22 protein-coding genes are annotated in these 19,726 nt (G+C 70.7%); 7 read left to right on the forward strand and 15 right to left on the reverse strand.

Translation table 11 applies throughout. The features are described from left to right. The 3 genes from ACWEVS_RS25645 to ACWEVS_RS25655 are packed head-to-tail and all read left to right on the forward strand — an operon-like array spanning position 1 to position 4,030. A complete protein-coding gene (locus ACWEVS_RS25645; RefSeq protein WP_449924841.1) occupies positions 1–1,707 on the forward strand; it encodes a glycoside hydrolase family 36 protein in 1,707 nt (568 codons plus the stop codon). Then, on the forward strand, positions 1,708–2,736 hold the full coding sequence (locus ACWEVS_RS25650) for a LacI family DNA-binding transcriptional regulator (RefSeq protein WP_452414359.1): 1,029 nt from the start codon (positions 1,708–1,710) through the stop codon (positions 2,734–2,736). Positions 2,737–2,749: 13 nt separating this feature from the next. Beyond that, positions 2,750–4,030 (forward strand): hypothetical protein, encoded by a 1,281-nt coding sequence (locus ACWEVS_RS25655; RefSeq protein WP_449924847.1) that lies wholly within the window; start codon positions 2,750–2,752, stop codon positions 4,028–4,030. On the opposite strand, the gene ACWEVS_RS25660 is transcribed toward ACWEVS_RS25655, so the two are convergent. From ACWEVS_RS25660 to ACWEVS_RS25720, 13 genes are all read right to left on the reverse strand, one after another. Further along, entirely contained in the window at positions 4,002–4,724 is a 723-nt protein-coding gene (locus tag ACWEVS_RS25660; protein ID WP_452414362.1) for an amino acid ABC transporter ATP-binding protein, read from the reverse strand. The two genes, ACWEVS_RS25655 and ACWEVS_RS25660, sit on opposite strands and share 29 nt — an antisense overlap. Next, positions 4,721–5,440, reverse strand: coding sequence for an amino acid ABC transporter permease (locus tag ACWEVS_RS25665; protein ID WP_449924854.1), 720 nt, complete (start codon positions 5,438–5,440; stop codon positions 4,721–4,723). The genes ACWEVS_RS25660 and ACWEVS_RS25665 overlap by 4 nt, the downstream gene beginning before the upstream one ends. Continuing rightward, on the reverse strand, positions 5,440–6,258 hold the full coding sequence (locus ACWEVS_RS25670) for an ABC transporter substrate-binding protein (RefSeq protein ID WP_452553693.1): 819 nt from the start codon (positions 6,256–6,258) through the stop codon (positions 5,440–5,442). Before ACWEVS_RS25670 ends, ACWEVS_RS25665 begins: the two co-directional genes overlap by 1 nt. A gap of 80 nt (positions 6,259–6,338) precedes the next feature. Then, positions 6,339–6,683, reverse strand: a complete 345-nt coding sequence (locus tag ACWEVS_RS25675) for a cupin domain-containing protein (RefSeq protein ID WP_449924861.1) — start codon at positions 6,681–6,683, stop codon at positions 6,339–6,341. Next, a complete protein-coding gene (locus ACWEVS_RS25680; protein WP_449924864.1) occupies positions 6,683–8,074 on the reverse strand; it encodes an NAD(P)/FAD-dependent oxidoreductase in 1,392 nt (463 codons plus the stop codon). Before ACWEVS_RS25680 ends, ACWEVS_RS25675 begins: the two co-directional genes overlap by 1 nt. Then, positions 8,071–9,153, reverse strand: coding sequence for an ABC transporter ATP-binding protein (locus ACWEVS_RS25685; protein WP_452553696.1), 1,083 nt, complete (start codon positions 9,151–9,153; stop codon positions 8,071–8,073). Before ACWEVS_RS25685 ends, ACWEVS_RS25680 begins: the two co-directional genes overlap by 4 nt. Further along, positions 9,143–9,925, reverse strand: a complete 783-nt coding sequence (locus ACWEVS_RS25690; protein ID WP_354904864.1) for an ABC transporter permease — start codon at positions 9,923–9,925, stop codon at positions 9,143–9,145. The genes ACWEVS_RS25685 and ACWEVS_RS25690 overlap by 11 nt, the downstream gene beginning before the upstream one ends. Then, on the reverse strand, positions 9,922–10,749 hold the full coding sequence (locus ACWEVS_RS25695) for an ABC transporter permease (protein ID WP_452553698.1): 828 nt from the start codon (positions 10,747–10,749) through the stop codon (positions 9,922–9,924). The genes ACWEVS_RS25690 and ACWEVS_RS25695 overlap by 4 nt, the downstream gene beginning before the upstream one ends. Before the next feature lie 7 nt (positions 10,750–10,756). After that, positions 10,757–11,875: an ABC transporter substrate-binding protein gene (locus ACWEVS_RS25700; protein ID WP_449924871.1), complete on the reverse strand. Its 1,119-nt coding sequence runs from the start codon at positions 11,873–11,875 to the stop codon at positions 10,757–10,759. Positions 11,876–11,919: 44 nt separating this feature from the next. Beyond that, entirely contained in the window at positions 11,920–12,477 is a 558-nt protein-coding gene (locus ACWEVS_RS25705) for a helix-turn-helix domain-containing protein (RefSeq protein ID WP_449924874.1), read from the reverse strand. A gap of 233 nt (positions 12,478–12,710) precedes the next feature. Then, complete coding sequence (locus ACWEVS_RS25710; protein WP_452553700.1) at positions 12,711–13,745, reverse strand: D-2-hydroxyacid dehydrogenase; 1,035 nt, start codon at positions 13,743–13,745, stop codon at positions 12,711–12,713. After that, positions 13,742–13,939, reverse strand: coding sequence for a hypothetical protein (locus ACWEVS_RS25715; protein WP_452553702.1), 198 nt, complete (start codon positions 13,937–13,939; stop codon positions 13,742–13,744). Before ACWEVS_RS25715 ends, ACWEVS_RS25710 begins: the two co-directional genes overlap by 4 nt. A 54-nt stretch (positions 13,940–13,993) precedes the next feature. Further along, positions 13,994–14,233: a hypothetical protein gene (locus tag ACWEVS_RS25720; protein WP_449924880.1), complete on the reverse strand. Its 240-nt coding sequence runs from the start codon at positions 14,231–14,233 to the stop codon at positions 13,994–13,996. 195 nt (positions 14,234–14,428) lie between these two features. On the opposite strand from ACWEVS_RS25720, the gene ACWEVS_RS25725 reads away from it, so the two are divergent. Next, positions 14,429–14,605, forward strand: coding sequence for a hypothetical protein (locus ACWEVS_RS25725; protein WP_354904881.1), 177 nt, complete (start codon positions 14,429–14,431; stop codon positions 14,603–14,605). Positions 14,606–14,627: 22 nt separating this feature from the next. Here the strand turns inward: ACWEVS_RS25725 and ACWEVS_RS25730 are convergent, their stop codons facing one another. Further along, positions 14,628–14,876 carry a hypothetical protein gene (locus tag ACWEVS_RS25730; protein ID WP_452553704.1) on the reverse strand — a complete coding sequence of 83 codons (249 nt, stop codon included), beginning with the start codon at positions 14,874–14,876 and terminating at the stop codon, positions 14,628–14,630. Between the two features lie 31 nt (positions 14,877–14,907). After that, the gene (locus tag ACWEVS_RS25735; RefSeq protein ID WP_354904885.1) at positions 14,908–15,030 is read right to left on the reverse strand and encodes a hypothetical protein; all 123 of its coding nucleotides are present in this window, start codon (positions 15,028–15,030) and stop codon (positions 14,908–14,910) included. A gap of 344 nt (positions 15,031–15,374) precedes the next feature. Between ACWEVS_RS25735 and ACWEVS_RS25740 the strand changes: the two genes are divergently transcribed. The 3 genes from ACWEVS_RS25740 to blaOXA all read left to right on the forward strand — a co-directional run bounded on the left by ACWEVS_RS25740 (position 15,375) and on the right by blaOXA (position 19,691). Continuing rightward, positions 15,375–15,662 (forward strand): hypothetical protein, encoded by a 288-nt coding sequence (locus ACWEVS_RS25740; RefSeq protein WP_449924886.1) that lies wholly within the window; start codon positions 15,375–15,377, stop codon positions 15,660–15,662. Positions 15,663–16,777: 1,115 nt separating this feature from the next. Then, the gene (locus ACWEVS_RS25745; RefSeq protein ID WP_354904889.1) at positions 16,778–18,616 is read left to right on the forward strand and encodes an ABC transporter ATP-binding protein; all 1,839 of its coding nucleotides are present in this window, start codon (positions 16,778–16,780) and stop codon (positions 18,614–18,616) included. A 226-nt stretch (positions 18,617–18,842) separates the two neighbouring features. Beyond that, a complete protein-coding gene (gene blaOXA / locus ACWEVS_RS25750; RefSeq protein WP_452553706.1) occupies positions 18,843–19,691 on the forward strand; it encodes a class D beta-lactamase in 849 nt (282 codons plus the stop codon). Positions 19,692–19,726 lie beyond the last annotated feature (35 nt).

Below are 19,726 nucleotides of genomic sequence, written 5' to 3' on the forward strand. Positions count from 1 at the left end.
ATGCAGATCTGGGGGCCGCACGCGCTCGACGAGACGACCGTGGTTCACGCGGGCGGGGTCGAGGTGGCGGTGGCGGGGACCACCGGCGTCACCGTGACGCCGCTTGGCGAGGGGGTGTGGCTGATCGACGCCCCCGAGGCGACGGCGGCGCAGTGGAGGGTGCCGTGCGTGAGCACGGCCGCCTTCTGGACGCCGGGCAGCGGCACCCGCTGGGTGCCGCCGATCTGGGCCGCGCCGCTGACGGCCAGGCTGACCACGGGCTCCCCGGTCGTCAGCCTGGTCGGTACGGCAGGCGCCAACGTGTGCACGGCGGCGCTGGCCGAGACGGTGGCGCAGGTCAGCTTCACCGGCGGGCTGATCGAGGAGACCGGCGAGTTCGTCTTCACCCTGCAGGGCGACGGGCTGCGGATCAGGCTCGACGTGTCGGAGCGGCCCTACTCGGCCGCGCTGGCCGACGTGGCGGCCTGGTGGCTGGAGGGCCGCGAGCTGCCGCCGACGCCCCTTCAGGCGCGGCTGCCTGCCTACTCGACGTGGTACAGCATGCACCAGGAGGTCACCGAGGAGACGGTGGAGGTGCAGGCGCGGCTGGCCAGGCGGATCGGCTGCGAGACGATCATCGTGGACGACGGCTGGCAGACCGCCGACCGGGCGCGCGGCTACGCCTTCTGCGGTGACTGGGAGCCCAACCCGGCCGCCTTCCCCGACATCGCGAGCCATGTGCGCAGGGTGCGCGACAACGGCATGGCCTACCTGCTGTGGTACGCGCTGCCGTTCGTCGGCAAGCACAACGCCGCCTTCGAGCACTTCGAGGGCAGGTTCCTGCGCTACCTGGACCACATGGACGCGGCCGTGCTCGACCCGCGCCACCCCGAGGTGCGCGAGTTCCTCATCGGCAGGCTCGCCCAGGCGGTCGAGCGGTGGGGCATGGACGGGCTGAAGATCGACTTCGTGGACCGGTTCGCCACGCCGGGCGGAGATCCCGCCCCGAGTGACGGCGCCGACTGCGTGGAGGTCGACGAGGGGGTGCGGCGGCTGCTGCACGACCTCGACGCGCGGCTCCGCCGGACGCGGCCGGACGTGCTGATCGAGCACCGCCAGCCGTACACGGGGCCGGGCCTGTGGCCGTACGCGAACATGGTGCGCGCGATGGACTGCCCGCTCAGCCCGCAGGAGAACCGGCAGCGCACGGTCGACCTGCGGCTGATCGCCGGACCTGTCGCCGTGCACTCGGACATGATCCTGTGGCACCCGGACGAGCCGGCCGAGCAGGTGGCCGTGCACCTGATCAACGCGCTGTTCTCGGTGCCGCAGGTGTCGGTCGACCTGGCCGCCCAGCGGCCCGACCAGCTGGCCGCCGTCGAGTTCTGGCTGGGCGTCTTCCGCACCCACCTGGACACCCTGCAACTCGGCGCCCTGGAGCCGGCGCAGCCCGAGCACGGCTACCCCCTCGTGCGGGCCTACGATGGGGACACCACGATCATCGCCCGCTACGCCGCGCTCCCCGTGGACGTTCCGGACACGGGAGAGGTGCTGGTCGCCAACGCCGACTCCGACCCCCGGGTGGTCCTCTACGGCGAGGGCGAGGCGAGCGCCGAGGTCTTCGACTGCGGCGGCACGCTCGTCAGCGCCGACAGGCTGCGGTTCGACGCGGGTGCGAGGCTGGTCGAGGTGCCCATGGGCGGTCTGCTCAAGCTGAGGAGAGACTGAGTGGCGACACGTCGGCCGCGCGAGCGCGGGGTCACCATCGAGGACGTCGCGCGCGCGGCCGGCGTGTCACGTCAGACGATCTCCAACGCGCTCAACGCCCCGCACCGGCTGAAGGCGGAGACCTTGGAGCGGGTGACCGCGCTGATCGAGGAGCTCGGCTACCGTCCGGACCAGTCGGCGCGCAGCCTCAAGTCGGGCACCAGGCGGATCATCGCCTACCCGACGCCGGTCGACGACCCGGCCAACCCCAACCCGCTGATGGGCGGCTTCCTCGAGGCCGTCGTGTCCGCGGCGGGCGAGTCCGGCTACCGGATCCTCCTGGTACGGCCGCGCCCGGGCCAGAGCCAGGAGCAGGCGCTGGACGAGCTGCTCGCCGCGCGGACCGTGGACGGCTTCCTGCTGTCCGACATACTGCGCGATGACCCCCGGGTCGCCTACCTGACCGCCGAGGGCTTCCCCTTCGCGGCCTTCGGCAGGACCGAGCCAGGGCAGCCGCAGGCGTGGGTGGACGTCGACAGCGTCCAGGCGGTGGTCGACCTGGTCGGCCTGCTGGCGGACAGGGGGCACGGCGAGGTCGCCTTCCTGGCCTCCTCCAGCGGGCAGCCGTGGATGGACGACCGGCGCGACGGCTTCCGCGCCGGCGTGCGCCGCCACGGCCTGCGGGGCCGGGAGTTCGCCGTGCCGGGTGACGAGCCCGCGCGGGTCGTCGCGGCCACCCGCGAGCTGCTGGCGGGCGCCGACCGCCCGACCGCGATCGTGGCCGGGGGCGACTGGCTCGCGCTCGGCGTCTACGCCGCCGCCAGGGCCGAGGGTATGGAGATCGGCCGCGACGTGGCCCTCGTCGCCTTCGACGACCTGCCGGTGACCGCGTTCCTGCAGCCGGCGCTGACCACGGTGCGGCTGCCGCTGCGGCGGATCGCCGAGGCGCTGGTCAGCCGGCTGCTGCGGATCATCGAGGACGGCGTCACTCCCCCGTCCGGGCTCCTGCTGCCCGGCGAGCTGGTGGTCCGGCCCAGTCTCGGACCCTGATCGGAAGGCTTTCATGCGTATCGACTCCTCGAACGAGGAGCTGGTGGCGATGTTCGAGTGGGCGTGCGACCGGGCGCTGCGCTGGGCGCACCCGGCCGGATCGCGCGGCCCGGTCGACGTGGACGAGCGGCGGCCGGAAGGCACCGGCGAGGGCGTCTACCTGGCCTCGTACTGGGCGGGCTACGCCCACCGCAGCGGCTTCTACCTGCGCGACTTCGTCCACCAGCTCCCCGGCGCCCACCTGCTCGGCCTGCACGAGGCCAACCTCACGATGCTGCGCCTGTTCGCCGCCTCGGCCACCGAGGAGCACGGCCGCCGTCCGGTGTGGGCGTTCAACTTCGACGGCTCCTACCTGGCGATCGACTATCGCGGGCCCGGCGACTTCGTCAGGGAGGTCCCCGCGGTGTACGAGCTGGTGGAGGCGGGCGCCGTCGGCCACCGCTGGACGGGCGAGCGGGCCTACGTCGACGACCCGGTGCTGTGGGACTACTACCGGCACGCGATCGAGCTGCCGCCCACCGCGATGGGCACCAGCATCTTCGAAGGCACCGCCTCCTACAACGAGCTGGAGGGCGAGCCGCTGGCGGTGGCGGGTGACGGGGTGGCCGCGCGGTACGCGGCCTTCCTGGCCATGGCCGAGCTGTCGCGGGCGCGCGGGCTGGACGGCGACGACTACCTGCGGCGGGCCGCCGAGCTGCGCGACTGGTTCGCCGCCGAGTGGACGGACGTGCGCGGTTTCACCGCCGACGGCCGCCCCGTCACCGGCTGGGGCAGGGAGAGCAGCTGGTTCCCCGCGCTGAAGGGCCTGTCCGCCGACACCGGGCTCCTCGACACGATCGAGGCCCAGGCCGGCGGTCCTGGCAGGCCCCACAACATCGAGGCGTGGACCTACCTGCCTGACACGTTCTTCCGCGCCGGCAGGCCGGAGACCGCCTGGCGGTGGATGCGGGAGATCTACGCCGCCCGCGAGGAGGAACACGTCGCGGGCGGGCGCAACGGCGACTACCCGGAGGTGTCGTTCACGCTGGTCAGCCAGGTGGTCGAGGGCCTGCTCGGCGTGCGGCCGAACGGCGCGGCCATCGCCACGGAGCCGGCGCTGCCCGCGGGGATCGACTGGCTGTCGATCTCGGGCATCCCCGTCGGCGGCGGCAGCGTGGCGGTGCGCCACGAGGGCGGCACCACCACGCTCAGCAACCTGTCGGACCACGTGACCTACACCTGGACGGCGGGCGGGCAGGTCCAGCGGGTGGCGCCGGGCGCCACGCTCACAGCACGTCCGACAGGAACTGCTTGAGCCGGGGGCTGACCGGCGCCTCGAAGATCCGCGCCGGCGGCCCCGCCTCCACCGACACCCCCTCGTCGAGGAAGAGCACGGTGTCGGCCGCCTCGCGGGCGAAGCCCATCTCGTGGGTGACGACCACCATGGTCATGCCCTCGCGCGACAGCTCGGCCATCAGCCCCAGCACGCCCTTGACCAGTTCGGGGTCGAGGGCGGAGGTGGCCTCGTCGAAGAGCATCACCTCCGGCTCCATCGCCAGCGCCCTGGCGATGGCGGCCCGCTGCTGCTGGCCGCCCGACAGGTGCCCGGGGCGCGCGTCCGCCCTGCCCGCCAGCCCCACCAGGTCGAGCTGGCGCCTGGCGACCTGCTCGGCCTCGTCGGCCGACAGCCCCCTGATCCTGCGGAGCGGCAGCGTCAGGTTTCGCAGGATGCTCATGTGCGGGAACAGGTTGAACTGCTGGAAGACCATCCCGATCCGGCGGCGGAGCCGGTCGGGGTCCTCCCCCAGCACGCTCCGGCCGTCCAGGAGGACGTCGCCGCCGGACGGTTCGAGCAGCCGGTTGATCGTGCGCAGGAACGTCGACTTGCCCGAGCCCGACGGGCCGATGACGCAGGCCGTCTGCCCGTGCGCGACGTCGAGGTCCACGCCGCGCAGGACGGGTGTGGCGCCGAAGGACAGCCGGATGTCGCGGGTGACGACGCCGCTCATGCCCTCGCCTCCTTCGGCGCGGCCCGCAGCCGGCCGTCGATGTGGTTGACCAGGTGGGTGAGCGGCACGGTGAGCAGCAGATAGAACAGCCCGGCCAGCACCAGCGCGGACTCGTTGCCGGTGTTGGCCGCCGCGTCCTGGCCGATCCTGAACAGCTCGCGCTGGGTGGCCAGCAGACCGAGGAAGTAGACCAGGCTCGACTCCTTGATGAGCGCGATCACCTGGTTGACCAGGGCGGGCAGCACCCGTCGTACCCCTTGCGGGATGATCACCAGGCGCAGCGCGGCGCCGCGGGAGAAGCCCAGGGCGCGGGCCGCCTCGAGCTGGCCGCTCTCGACGCTCTGGATGCCCGAGCGGAAGATCTCCCCGATGTAGGCGGCGGCGATGAGGGACAGCGCGAGGATGCCCAGCGGGTAGGGGTTGGGCCCCCAGATCCGCATCCCGACGGGCGCGAGTCCGACGCCGATGAGCAGGATGGTCACGACGGCGGGCAGCCCGCGGAAGACGTCGGTGTAGAGGCGCGCGGGCCACCTGAGCCACCGGGTCCTGGCGATGCCCGCCATGGCCAGCAGCATGCCGAGGACCGTGCCGAGCACGGCGGAGACGCCGGCCAGGATCAGCGTGTTGGGCAGCCCGACCGTGAGCATGTCGGGCAGCGCCTCGCGCATCGACTCCCAGTCGAAGAACATCCGCCACAGCGTCGACAGCCAGTCCATCACCTGGCGCCCGCGCTACCCGGCTTGAAGTCCGCGGGGACGGGACGCCCGGGGTAGTACTGGTCCTGCAGCTTCTTCCAGGTGCCGTCGGCGATGACCTCGTCCAGCGCCTTGTTCAGCGCGTCCAGCAGTTCGGGCTTGTCGTGGGCGACCGCGAAGGCCGTCGGCGCCGGGCTGAGCCGCTTGGCGGCCAGCACGATCGTGCCGCCGCTCTCCTTGGCGCTGGTCTCGCCGATCTCGGCCGGCGAGATCCAGGCGTCGGCGGTGCCCGCCTTGAGCTGGTTGACCGCGCCGTTGTAGTCGGGCACCCGGACCGGGTCGAGGCCCTGCTGGGTGGCGTAGTCGTCCTGGACGGTGCCCTGCACCACGACCACCCGCTTGCCCTTGAGCTCCTCGAAGGACTTGATCGCCGAGTCCGCGGGCACGTCGAGCCCGAAGTAGCCGAAGTCGTAGCCGTTGGTGAAGGCGACGGTCTTCTTGCGCGCCTCGGTGATCGTGATCGAGGAGCTGCCGACGTCGAACTTGTGCGTGGCCACCTGCGACAGCAGGGCGGAGAAGTCGGTGCCGACGAACTCCGCCTTGAGGCCGGCCTTGGCCGCCACGGCGGTGAACAGGTCGTTGTCGAATCCGGTGAACTTGCCGTCCTTGAGGAAGACGTTCGGCGGCGCGTCGGTCAGCGTCCCCGTCCTGACGATTCCCGGCTGGAGGAGCTTGTACGGGTTGGCGGCGGCACCTGCCGCGGTGTCGCCCGCGCCGTTGGATCCGCAGGCGGAGACGGCGAGGAGGGCGGCGAGGGCCAGGGCGATGCGCTTACTCATATCACAATCCCAGTAGGAAAAGCAGGAAATACACCGAAAAGACGGCCCGCCACGCGGCGGGCCGTCCGGTAATCTACTAATCAGATAGGATTAGTGTCAATTGTGACGTAGATCTTGCGCATGGTCTCGTGCACCACCCATGTGCCCTTCCACCCGTCGTTCAGCACCACGGTGGAGCCGGGGACGAGCTCGGTCACCTGGCCGTCGTCCGCGGTCAGCGTGGCCCTGCCGGTCAGGATCTGGCAGATCTCGTGGAAGCCGTCGCGGACGGCGGTGAAGGTGCCGGGCTCGCACTCCCACACGCCGGTCTCCGCGCCGCCGTCACGCCACAGCTCCAGCGTCGACTCGCGCTGGCCGGTCAGGCTGGTGGGCTTGGGCACGGCCGGCGGCATCGCCACGGACAAGGCGTCGCTCAGATGCGTCATCAGCGCCCCGCGATCAGGTTGGCCAGGCGGGCGTATCCGGAGGTGGAGGTGCCCCTGTCGTTCTCCCGCCGGTCGGCGGCACGGAACAGCGTGTAGATGAGCTGCACGCCGGCGTAGCGCAGCGGCTCGGGCTCCCACTGGCGGACCTGGCGGCCCACCCACGGCAACGCGGTCAGCTCGGTGTCCCGCCGCAGCACCAGATCGCGCAGGGTGCGACCGGCCAGGTTGGTGGTGGTGACGCCGCTGCCGACGTAGCCGCCCGCCCAGCCGAGCCCCGTCGCGTGGTCGAGGTGGACGGTCGAGCACCAGTCACGCGGCACGCCGAGCACGCCGCACCATGAGTGCTGGATGCGCGCGTCGGCCGCGGCCGGGAACAGCTTGACCAGCATGCGCCACAGCGACTCGACGGTCCAGCGCTGCGTGGCGCCGCGGTCGTCGGTGCGGGAGCCGTACCGGTACGGCACGCCGCGCCCGCCGATGGCGATCCGGTCGTCCGCGGTGCGCTGGGCGTAGATGTAGGCGTGCGCCTCGTCGCCGAGCAGCTCACGGTCCTCCCAGCCGAGGTGCTTCCACACGTCGGCGGGCAGCGGCTCGGTGACGATCATCGAACTGTTCATCGGCAGCCACTGGCGGCGCTGGCCCTCGATGCCCGCGGTGAAGCCCTCGGTGGCGCGGATGACGTACTCCGCCTTCACCACCCCCCTGGTGGTGATCGCCTGCCTGGGCCTGATCGCGGTGACCGTGGTGCCCTCGAAGATGTCGACGCCGAGCGCCTCGACCACCCTGGCCAGGCCCACGGCCAGCTTGGCCGGCTGGATGCGGGCGCAGTGCGGGCTGAAGGTGGCGTCGAGCGCGCCGGCCACGCGCAGCCGCGACTCGCGCTCGTCGCGTTCGAGCAGGCGCAGGTCCTGCTCGCCGTAACCCCACGCGCGCAGCTCGTCGAGCTCCTCGTGCAGGCGCCGGCGCTGGGCCGGGTTGGTGGCGGTGTGGATGAGCCCGCCCTTGTGGATGTCGGCGTCGATGCCCTCCTCGCCCGCGATGCGGATGACCTCGTCGACCGACGCGAACATGGCGTGCTGCAGGTCGATCATCGCCTGGCGGCCGCGCGCCTTGGCGTGCCGCTCGCGCGAGCCGGCGAACTCGGCCGACAGCCAGCCGCCGTTGCGGCCGGAGGCGCCGAATCCGGCGAACTCCTTCTCCAGGATCGCGATCCGCAGGTCGGGCTGGGCCTTCTTCAGGTAGTAGGCGGTCCAGAGGCCGGTGTAGCCGCCGCCCACGATGGCGACGTCGTAGTCACGCGCGCCCGGCAGGGCCGCCCTGCGGTCGGGGACGCCGATCTGCCGGTACCAGAAGGAGACTCCTCCGTTGGCGAAGTCCTTGGTGAGATTCACGTGAGCACAGCCTCCGCGTCGCTTTCGTCAGGTAGGAGGACGGAGTCGGCGACGCGCCAGGTCAGCGTCACCTCGTCGCCCGCACGGGCCTCGCTCAGGCCGCCGGCCTGCTCGCGGACCAGCGCGGGGCTGCCGTCCGGCAGTTTCAGCTCCAGCTTGCGGCTGGAGCCCAGGTAGATCTCGCCGGTGACGGTCGCGGGCAGGGCGTTCCAGCCGGGCTCGGCCTCGTGTCCCGGCTTGCGGACGGCCAGCCGTTCCGGCCGCACCACCAGGGCGCCGTCCTTGCCGTCGATGCCGCCCCGCACGTCCAGCAGGCGCGCGCACACCCCGATGCCCTGGCCGGAGACGGGCCCGCGCAGGACCGTCGACTCGCCGAGGAACTTGGCCACGAACAACGTCTTCGGCCGCTCGTACAGCTCTGCGGCGGGGCCCACCTGCTCGATGCGGCCCTTGTTGAACACCGCGATCCGGTCCGACAGCACCAGCGCCTCGTCCTGGTCGTGCGTGACATAGACGAACGTGGTGCCGAGCTCGGCGTGGATGCGCTTGATCTCGAGCTGGAGCCAGTCGCGCAGCTTCTTGTCCAGCGCGCCGAGCGGCTCGTCCATCAGCAGCACCCGGGGGTTGTAGACGATGGCGCGGGCGACGGCGACGCGCTGCTGCTGGCCGCCGGACAGCTCGCGCGGGTAGCGGTGGCCGAAGTCGCCGAGGTGGACGGTGGCCAGGGCGGCCGCCACCAGTTCGGCGCGCTGGGCCTTGGGCACCTTGCGCTGCTTGAGCGGGAAGGCGATGTTCTCCGCGACCGTCATGTGCGGGAACAGGGCGTAGTGCTGGAAGACCATGCCCATGTCGCGCCGGTGCGGCGGGGTGGCGCTGATGGAGGTGCCGTCGACGGTCAGCTCGCCGCTGGTCTGCCTGACGAACCCGGCGATGATGTTGAGCGTCGTGGTCTTGCCCGAGCCGCTGGGCCCCAGCAGGGTCATGAACTCGCCGGGCTCGATCGTCAGCGACACGTCGTCGACGGCGACGAAGTCGTGGTAGGTCTTGGTGAGGCCGGTGAGCTGGATGCTACTTGGCACGGGTCCTCCTGGCGACGAAGAAGGTGGCGACGAGGACGAGCGTCGTGGTGAGCGCGATGATCATCGTGGCCGCGGCGGCGATGGTCGGGTCGGTCTCCCTGGTGACGCTGGCGTACATCTTCACCGGCAGGGTCTGCAGGTACGGGCTCTGGATGAACAGCGAGACGACCACCTCGTCGAAGCTGGTGACGAAGGCGAACAGCGCCCCCGAGGCCACGCCGGGCGCGACCAGGGGCAGCGTCACGCTGCGGAAGGCGGTCCACCTGCTCGCCCCGAGGCTGGCGGCCGCGTCCTCCAGCCGCCGGTCGAAGCCACGCAGCGAGGCGGTGACCGGGATGATGACGAACGGCAGGGCCAGCACGGTGTGCGCCATGACGAACCCGGCGAGCGTGCCCACGAGCTGCAGTTTGAGGAACACCGCGTACGTGCCGATGGCCAGCACGACGCCCGGCACGATCATCGGCGCCAGCATGGAGCCCTGGGCCAGGGCAAGACCCTTGATCTTCGCCCTGGTCAGGCCGAGCGCGGCGGCCGTGCCGAGCGTCGTGGCCACGACCGTGACCAGCAGCGCCACCTGCACGGAGGTGCCGAGCGCGGACATCCACGCCGCGTCGCCGAAGAAGTTCTCGTACCACCGGGTGGAGTAGCCGTCCGGCGGGAACTTCAGCGACGGCTTGTCGGTGAAGCTCAGCGGCACCACGATCAGCGCCGGGACGACCAGCCACACGCCCGTCAGCGCGCAGAAGGCCCAGAGCGGCCAGCGGGCCCTCATCCCGTCACCTTCTTCCCGGTACGGCGCAGCGTCAGCCCCAGCAGCGCGATCATGGCGAGCGTCAGCCCGAGCAGCACGACGCCCATCGCGCCGCCGCGGCCCCACTTGAGCAGGCCGTTCACCTGGGTGAAGATCTGCTGCGAGATCAGCGCGTCGGTCGGCGAGCCCAGCAGCGCGGGCGTCACGTAGAACCCGAGCGCGCTGATGAACACCGTCAGGCACCCGGCCGAGACGCCGGGCAGCGACAGCGGCACGTACACCTTGACGAACGCCGTGACCGGGTGCGCGCCCAGGCTGGTGGCCGCGGGCAGCAGCCGCCGGTCGATCCCGCTCATGACCGCGTAGAGCGGCAGCACCATGAACGGCATCAGCAGCTGCACCATGCCGATGACCACGCCGGTCTGGGTGCGGATGAGGCTGAAGGGCCCCATCCCGAGCGCGCCCACCGCCTTGTTGATCACACCGGTGTCCTGGAGCAGGATCACCCAGGCGAACGTGCGCACCATGAGGCTGGTCCAGAACGGCACCAGCACCAGCAGCGTCAGGATCGCCCTGGCCCGCGCCCCCACGATCGTCATCGCGTAGGCGTAGGGGTAGGACAGCGCCAGCGCGACCAGCGTCACCCACAGCGCGGTGCTGAACGTCCTGCCGAGCACCTGCATGTTGGCCTGCTCCCCGAAGAACCAGGCGAAGTTGCCCAGGCCGGGCTCCGGGTCGGTGAAGGCGCTGACCAGCATCGACCCCAACGGGTAGAGGAAGAAGACGCCGAGCGCGATGAGCGCGGGCAGCAGAAGGAGCGCGGGCCCCGCCGTTCTCTCTTTCACGGCGCGCTCAGCCTCCGAGCCAGGCGGACCACTTCTCGATCATCTCGGGCTGGTTCTTCGCCCACCACGCGCCGTCCACCTTGAGGCTCTTGTCCACGATCTCGGGGCGGGTGGTCAGGAAGGAGGTGCCGAGCTCGTCGAGCTTGGGCTGGGCGTCGGTGTGGATGGGCGAGTAGGAGGTCAGCTCGGTGAGCTTGGCCTGCTGCTGGGCGCCCAGGTAGTAGTTGATCATCGCCATGGCCGCCTTGGGGTTCCTGGCGTTCTTGGGAACGCTCAGCGAGTCCATGATCGGCATCCACTCGTTCCACTGGACGTCGAACTTCGCGCCGTTCTTGATGCCGGCGTAGGCGCGGCCGCTCCACATCATGACCATGTCGACCTCGCCCGACTCCAGCAGCTGCTGCGACTCGGCGCCGGTCTTCCAGAAGACCAGGTCGCCGCGGACGGCGTCGAGCTTCTTGGTGGCCCTGGCGACGTCGAGCGGGTAGAGCTTGTCGGCGGCCACGCCGTCGGCCACCAGCGCGGCCTCGTACGGGCCGGGCGCCGCGTCGCCCGGGATGCCGGGGACGGCGCGCTTGCCGGGGAACTTCGCGGTGTCGAAGAAATCCGCCCAGCCCTGCGGCGGGTTGGCGCCGAACTTGTCCTTGTTGTAGGCGAGGACCATGCCGTACTGCATCGCGGGGACGCTGCACTCGGTGGCCAGGCCCGCCGGCACCTTCGACTTGTCGATGATCGTGTAGTCGAGCGGCTGGAGCAGCTTGCCGCACTGGGCCTCGGCCCAGATGGAGTCGGTGTCGACGACGTCCCAGGTGACGTTGGAGGAGTCGACCTGCGCCTTGATCTTGGCGTAGTCGGTCGGGCCGTCCTGGAGCACCTGGGCGCCCGACTCCTTGGCGAAGGGGTCGATGGCCGCGTCCTGCTGGCCCTTCTGGTAGACGCCGCCGTAGGAGACGAAGGTCATGTTGACGCCCTTCAGGGCGTCCTTCTTCACGGCTCCGGACTGTGCGGGTCCCGAACCGAGGTCGATGTCCGCGGGCGCGGCGGCGCTGCCGCCGCAGGCCGCGACCAGGAGGAGGGAGGCCGTGGCGATGGCCGTACCGGCCAGTCGCTTGGGTCGGATGAGCATGGGGTTGCCCCCTCGTAGAGCGTGATGTGGGGTTCGTGTGGGGTTCAGTCGGGGGTGGGGGGGCCGATGATCCAGAGGACCTCGGCCTCCTCGTCGCCGTCGTTGACGACGCGGTGGGGGATGGAGGTGCGGTACTCGACGCTGTCGCCGGGACCCATCGGGGACAGTTCCCTGTCCCCAAGATGGACGGTGACGGTGCCGCGCAGGACGAGCAGGATCTCCTGCGAGTCGCCGTGGGTGTACTGCTCCTCGCCGGTGGATGCGCCCGGGTCGAACTCGCCGCTGTACACCTCCAGGTTCTGGAGTGGTCGCTGCGAGATCAGGTACTTGCGCGATCCGCGTCCCGCGTGCAGTTCGGGGCGCTCGGACCGCCTGACGATGCGGTGGCCGTCCACCTCGTCCTCGCTGAACAGATCGGCCACCGTGATGCCGAGCGCGACGGCGACCCGCCGCAGCATCCCGACGCTGGCACTGGTCTGGCCGCGCTCCAACTGGCTGATGAAGCTGGCGCTGGCCTGTGCCTGTGCCGCCAGACCCCTGACGGTCATCTGGCGCATAAGACGGTAGGCACGGATCCGGTCGCCCAAGGGCTCAGCTGCCATCGAACGTCTCGATTCTCTGCACTGAACAAGTTGTTAAGTGGCAATGAAGGGACCGTACAAACGGCCCAACCGCCCCAGCAAGGGGGCGACTGGTCACAAATCGGTGACGTGTGATCACGCTCACAGCACGCAGCACGCGAAACCCCAGGTCAGCGGCCTGGCTGCGGGAAAGGTAAAACTCTCGACCGCCGCCTGGCGGGAGAGCACGGGCGATCCTGCCGCCCGGCCGGTGCTCAGAACCCGCGCGACCACTGCACGACATTGCGCAGCGGCCGGCCCGCGACGAACCTGCGCCAGTTGTCCTCGAAGATCTCGAGGATCTGCTCCGACTCCCGGTCGGAGCCGCCCGCCGTGTGCTGGGTGAGCAGCGTGTTCGGACAGCTCCACAACGGGTGCCCGGGCGGCAGCGGCTCCGTGGCCGTCACGTCGAGGACCGCGCCGCCGAGCCGTCCCTCGCGCAGCGCCGCCACCAGCGCCGCCTCGTCGACCAGGGAGCCGCGCCCGGCGTTGACGAAGATCGCGCCGGGCGGCAGCAGCGCCAGCCGGGTCGCGTCGAGCAGGCCGGCCGTCTCAGGCGTGCCGGGCAGCAGCCCTACCAGCACGTCGGTCCCCGGCAGCAGGGCGTCGAGCTCGTCCGGGGTCATCCTGCGGGAGTAGAGCGTGACGCGGCAGCCGAAAGGGGCCAGCAGCTCGGCCAGCCGCCGCGCGATCGTACCGGCCCCGAGGACGACCACCGAGGCCCCGGTCAGCAGCCGCAGCCCCGGCCGGAGCGGCCGGTCCGACCAGGTCCGCCGCTCCCCCAGCCGGACCAGCTCGTCGACCCCCCGGTACAGCGCGAGGATGCCCGCCAGACAGGTCTGGGCGACGGGGTCGGCGAACGCACCCGACACGTTCGTGACGGTGATCCGCCGCCCGAGCGTGGCCCAGTCGAGGCCCACGTACCGGTCGACGCCCATGGACGACAGCTGGAGCCACCGCAGGTGGCGCGCCGCCGGCAGCCATTCGGGCGGGCAGTTGCCGACCGCGACCCGCGCCCCGGCGAACGCCTCGGCGTCGCGGGCGGTGTGCTCCTTGGGCCGGGCGAACCACACCGGCACGTCGCCGGCCAGCGCGCGGACCCGCTCCCGCTCGGCGGCGGTCAGCGCCAGCTCGACGTACAGGCGCATGCCTTCATCCGGGCCGGCGGACGCGGTCCTGGAGGCGGCCGGGGTCCTGGAGGCGGCCGGGGTCCTGGAGGCGGCCGGGGTCCTGGAGGCGGCCGGGGTCACCGCCGGTCGGCTCCGCAGAGGATCCCGGCGGCCATGCCGGTGGGCGGGGTCTCGGTGGCCAGCTCACGTAGCTGGTCGGCGAGCGCCAGCGCCTGTTCGCGCGTCATGCGCGGCTCCGTGCCGGTGTAGAACACCACGATGTCGCCCGAGGGCGAGCGCACGGGAGTGAAGGGAAGCGAAGGGGAGATCACCATGATGGCATCAGTCTTTCGTACCTGACCGACAATTTCGCGGTTCAGCGGCGGGTGTCACTCGGCGATCCGGTCGACCAGCCTGGTCCAGAACGCGATCAGCTCGTTGCCGGTGTAGCGGATGAAGTGGATGCGGTCGTGGCCCCGGTAGACGGCCACCTCCGTCAGCGGGGCGCCGCCCTCCTCGAAGCTGGTGTACAGGGAGGTCCAGTCGTCGGGTCCGGGCACCCAGTCGGGAAAGGCCAGGCGGGCGGCCTGGTCACGGAGTGCGGACCAGCGCTCCCCCGAGGAGTCCATACTTCACGGTGCCAGGAGACGCCCCAAGAGGCGGCAAAAGGGCCACCTCGTCGGCCGTGGCGCCGGCCGTCCCCTGCACCGCGAGCCGTCCCGCGCGGCCGTGATCCCGTTGACGAACACAGCCCCGTGCTTGACGGGCCATTGCCACCGGAATCGATAGCGTGCCGGGCAAGGATCTTCAAGGGGGAACACAACATGAAGCGCTTCGCGATCACGACCGCCGGCGTCGTCCTGGCGCTGGGCATGGCAACGGGCCCGGCCGCCGCGGCGGCCTGGGAGGTGCCGAGCCGAGGCAACACCGACCAGATCACCGACCTGCTCGGCAAGCTGCTGGAAGGCACCAGCCTGCTCAACGGCGTGAACGGCGTGTAGGAGCGGGCCGTCGACCCGGACGTCAGGACCTCAGCAACCCGCCGACCGCCATCGGCGACCAGGCGTCCGGACCGGCGACGTCGAGCACGTCGCCGTCCTCTGGATCGCCGATCGGGTGACCGGTGGCGGTCATCGCGGACACGACCGTCCTGGCGTCCGGGCGGATCCGGGCGGCCACACGGCGTCCCCAGCGCGTCCTCCCCCACGGCTTGCAGATCGACAGGATGGTCACCGCGGCCAGCAGGGCGACCCACCTGCGGTAGACGGCCAATGCCTGACTCGGGTGCGAGCCGGCGCCGCGCTCACCGGGTCAGCCACCAGACGGCCACCACCACGGCGGCCACGAGCAGGGCGACGGCGTAGCCGAGCAGCGCCCGGCCCAGACGGCGGCGGACGTAGCCGGGGCGGTGGCGATCAGCGGTCACAGGGTCTCCTCCTGCGGGACGGCCGGCGGCTCGGACGGCGAGCGGGCCAGACGGACTACGGGTGACGGAGTACGGGCGTCGGACTACGGGTGACGGACAGACAGCGGATCAGACGGACTACAGGTCGGACAGACGGTAGGCCCAGGCGGACCGCAGGTCGAGCAGACAGCGGGCCGGGCGGACCGCGGGTCGAGCAGACAGCAGGCCAGACGGACCGTGGGTCGGACAGTGGAGCGGCCATCCCCTGCGGGCATGGCAGGCGCCGGATGCCAATTCTTTGTGTCCCACGTCGGGTTTCCGTCCGATGGGAAGGGCAGATTCCCCACGACAAGGGGGGATCTTAGATGATCAAGAAGTTGCACGCCATGGGCCTCAGGTCCAGCCACATGTACGCCGCGGGGTTCGCCGCCATCGGCGCGTCCATCATCTCCTGGATGGCCTCCAGGACCGCCGAGAACATCGACAGGGCCGACCGGTGGGGGATCTTCATCGGCGAGTGGGCGCCGACGTGCTTCGCGCTCGGAGTGGCCCTGCGCATGGAGGAGACGCACAAGGACATGGAGGAGACCCCGGAGGCGACGACGTTCGACCGGTCGATGGCCGGCAGCAGCCGCGCCCGCGCGGGGGTGTGACCACCGGAGGCGCAGGCCGCGGCCCGCCGGCCGACCTGCGCCTCACCGCTCCCGCCAGACCCCCTGCGCCTCCGTCCCGCAACCCGCCCACTCCCCAGCAACCCCCTGTTCCCTCGCCCCACCCCACTCCCCCGCAGCCTCCGGTTCCGCGCCCCACCGCACCCCCGCAGCTCCCCTCCCCTCGCCCCACCGCACTCCCCCGCGGCCGTCGTCCTCCCTCACACCCCGCCCCACTCCCCGCGCCGGCGTCGGTCCTGCGTCGCCGGACCCCATGACCCCGGCGGTCCACCGACCTCCCCGTCCCCTCCGCCAACCCCGGCTTTCCGCCCTGTTCCGCGCTTCCGCCATGGCACACATGGCCCGCGACGCGCCTGCGCACACGTCCGGCCGACGCACGTCTCCCAGCTGCACACCTTCGCCTGTCCAGCGCTGCTCCCGGCCCCCGCACCACTCCTGGCCGCCACGCGTCTCCCGGCTGCACACGGTTCAGCGCTCCTCCCGGCCCCGCACCACCTCCCGACCGACGGCCCTCCGGCTCCCCCGCTCTCCCCGCCGTCACTCCATGCCCTCGTGGGGCCCGGCGCGAGGATCCGGGTGGCTTGCGCGCGGTCCTTCGCCTCGCCGTACGGGATCCGCCGGAACTCTCCCGGCCCCCACCGAGGGGCCGCGAGCAGACGACGCGGCAGGCATAACCCTGGCGACACGCCGTCAAATCACCATCTTTATGCCGAAACATCCGCATCCCCGGCTGGAATTTGGCGCCCGATTTGTTGCACGAACTTCCTTGCCCGTACAACGAAACAAGGTCGCAACTTTCGCGCGCTGACACCCGTACAGCATCAGCTTGACGTCGCGTTTGCCCAGGTACGGCTAGGTATCGCAAACCTGTGATGGGTTTAACGTGCATTTACATAAATAGGCCAGCCGATCTCCCTGAGATCCTGCCGCAAAGAGATGTTCAATATGCGCGATAATTGATGATTCATCCCGATTTGGGTGCTAGTGTTCTGAATTGAAACGAGAGCCACTTCACGGGGAGGAACGATGACTCTCACACGGATCTACCCGACCTCTCAGAACGGCTGGGGCTGGGGCGGAGGCTGCTGGCGTCGCCGGTGCGGTTGCGGCGGCGGCTGGGGCTGGCGCCGGCGCTGGTGGGGATGGTGGTAGTTAGTTCTCGTGAGAGCCGATGGATAATCCGTCGGCTCTCATTTAATGCTCGTGACAGCTCCCCCCTCGCCCCGGCTGTCACCATCCGCAGGACGTTCAAGGAGTTCTGGCCCGACACCCGTGGCCTCCGGAAGCTGTTCGCCGTCGGCGGCGTCCTCGCCCTCCTGGCCGCGCTGTGTGAAGTGGCGGGGATCGCGCTGTTCGGCTACATCACCGACGAGGTGCTCAGCTCCGGCAACCTCGCCGCGTTCTGGAGCCCCGCGGCGGTCTGGCTGGGCGTAGCCGTGATCGCGGGCCTGTTCTCCTTCGGCGCCACCTATGTCACGGCGCTCGGCGCCGAACGTTTCCTGCTCAAGCTGAGGGACAGGATCTTCGCGCACCTGGAGACCCTCACACCCGACTTCTTCGACAACCGCAAGCTGGGCGACCTGATGGCCAGGCTCACCGACGACGTGGCGGCCATCGAGGAACTGGTCGGGTCAGGGCTTGTCAAGGTGTTGACCACCGTCGCCAGCGTGGTGTTCTTCGCGGGTGCCGCCTTCTACATCCGGTGGGACCTGGCCCTGGTGACGATGGCGCTCGTCCCCGCGTTCCTGCTGGTGTCCAAGCTGTTCGCCGGCAGGTTCAGGACGGCGGCGGCCCGCGAGCGGCTCAGCAACGGGGCGATGAACAGCGTCATCGAGGAGAGCCTGTCCAACCAGTCACTCGTCCAGGCGTACAACCGCCAGGAGTCGGAGTCGCGCCACCTGCACAGGGAGGGGCGCACCTGGCTGAGGGCGAACATGACGCAGGCGTGGCTGTCCGGCGCGTACGGCCCTGCCGTCCAGGTGCTGGAGACGCTCTGCCTGATCGTCATCATCGGCTTCGGCGCCTGGGAGATCGCCTCGGGACGCCTCACCATCGGTGGCCTGCTGGCGTTCGCCGCCTACCTGGCCTACCTGTATCCGTCCGTGCAGCAGCTCGGCGAGATCGCGCTGACGGTCTCGGAGGCGGCGGCCGGCTCCGACAGGGTCATGGAGGTGCTGAAGGCCCGTCCCGCGGTCGCCGACAAGGCCTCCGCCGTACCGCTGGCCACGCGCAGCCGGGGGTACATCGAGTTCGCCCATGTCTCCTTCACCTATCCGCAGCGCCGCCGGCCGACGCTCCAGAACGTGTCGTTCACCGTGTCGCCCGGCGAGCTGGTGGTGGTGACGGGGCCGAGCGGCGCGGGCAAGTCGACGCTGGCCAAGCTGCTGCTGCGCTTCTACGACCCGCTGGCGGGAAGCGTCCTGCTCGACGGCACCGACATCCGCGACGTCACCATGGCCTCTCTCCGCGACAACATCACGCTGCTCCACCAGGAGAGCCTGCTGTTCTCGGGGACCGTACGGGACAACATCGCGTACGGCAGGCCGGACGCGACACTCGACGAGGTCGTGGAGGCGGCGGTGCTAGCCGGGGTGCACGACTTCGTCAACGCTCTGCCCCAGCGGTACGACACACCGATCGGGCAGCGGGGACGGCTGATGTCGGGCGGGCAGCGCCAGCGCATCGCGATCGCCAGGGCCATCCTGCGCGACGCGCCCGTGCTGGTGCTGGACGAGCCGATGACCGGCCTCGACGAGGCCACCGCGGCGCGGATCATGGAGCCTCTGGCGCGGCTGATGGAGGGACGCACGACCATCATGATCACGCACGACCTACGCCATGTTCCGGCAACGGCCCGCACGATCACGCTCGAACCGGCGCGACGCTCGAACCGGATCACGCTGAAGCACCGCACGCCCCGCAACGCGCCCGCGTGACGGATCGTCAGCTGCCGCGTCATGATCCGGCCTGACGGCTTCCTGCAGAAAGCTGTCGCTGTTTTTCGGAAGTTTCCAGCAAGAAGATGACGACCCTCGGGCCCGGCCTTCCAGCGAAGGTCGGGCCCTCTCATGGCGTCTGCCAGGCGCGATATCGGAATCTCCATCGATCTGGGGCGATATCACTATTGGACATGTCGTTCGCGGTGCTGATCTGATCTCCGGCATGAAACGTCCCCAGATGATGGCCGGCGCCGCCCTCGTGGCGGTCTCCGCGCTGCTCGGCGGAACCGCCCACGCCACCCTTTCCACCACCCCCGTCCAGGTCACCGTCCAGCCGGGGCCGATCGTGCGCGATGACCTGCGAGCGCTGTTCGACCAGGCAGGCGTCCGCGGCGCCTTCGCCCTCCTCGACGTCTCGAGCGGCCGCGTCACGGTCGTCGACCGGGCCAGGGCCGAACGCCGCCTGATCCCCGCGTCCACCTTCAAGATCCCGCACGCCCTCGTCGCGCTGGAGACCGGCGCCGTCAAGGACGACAAGGAGGTCATCCCGTACGGCGGTAAGCCGCAGCGCTTCCCCGAGTGGGAGAAGGACATGAACCTCGGCGACGCGATCAGGGCCTCCAACGTGCCCGTCTTCCAGACGATCGCCCGCCGTATCGGGCTGAAGCGGGAACAGCAGTGGCTCCACCGGCTCGGCTACGGCAACCGCGAGGTCGGCGGCGTGGTGGACACGTTCTGGCTGGAAGGGCCGCTGGAGATCTCGGCGGTCGAGCAGACGCGCTTCCTGTCCAGGTTCGCCCGTCGGCAGTTGCCCGCGTCGGTGAAGAACCAGCGTCTGGTCGCCGACATGCTCAAGATCGAGGAGAAGGACGGCTACACCCTGTACGGCAAGACCGGCTGGGCCTTCGACGTCACGCCGAGCGTCGGCTGGTGGGTGGGCTGGGTCGAGCGCGGCGGCCGCCTGTACACCTTCGCGCTCAACATCGACGTGGTCCAGGACGGCGACACGGGCAAGCGCATCCCGCTGGCCCGCGACCTGCTGAAGCGCCTGAACGTCCTGCCCGCCCGGTGACCCGGTCCCGGCGTTCCTGACCGAGTGACCCGTGC

It is taken from the genome of Nonomuraea sp. NPDC003754 (genome assembly GCF_053605785.1).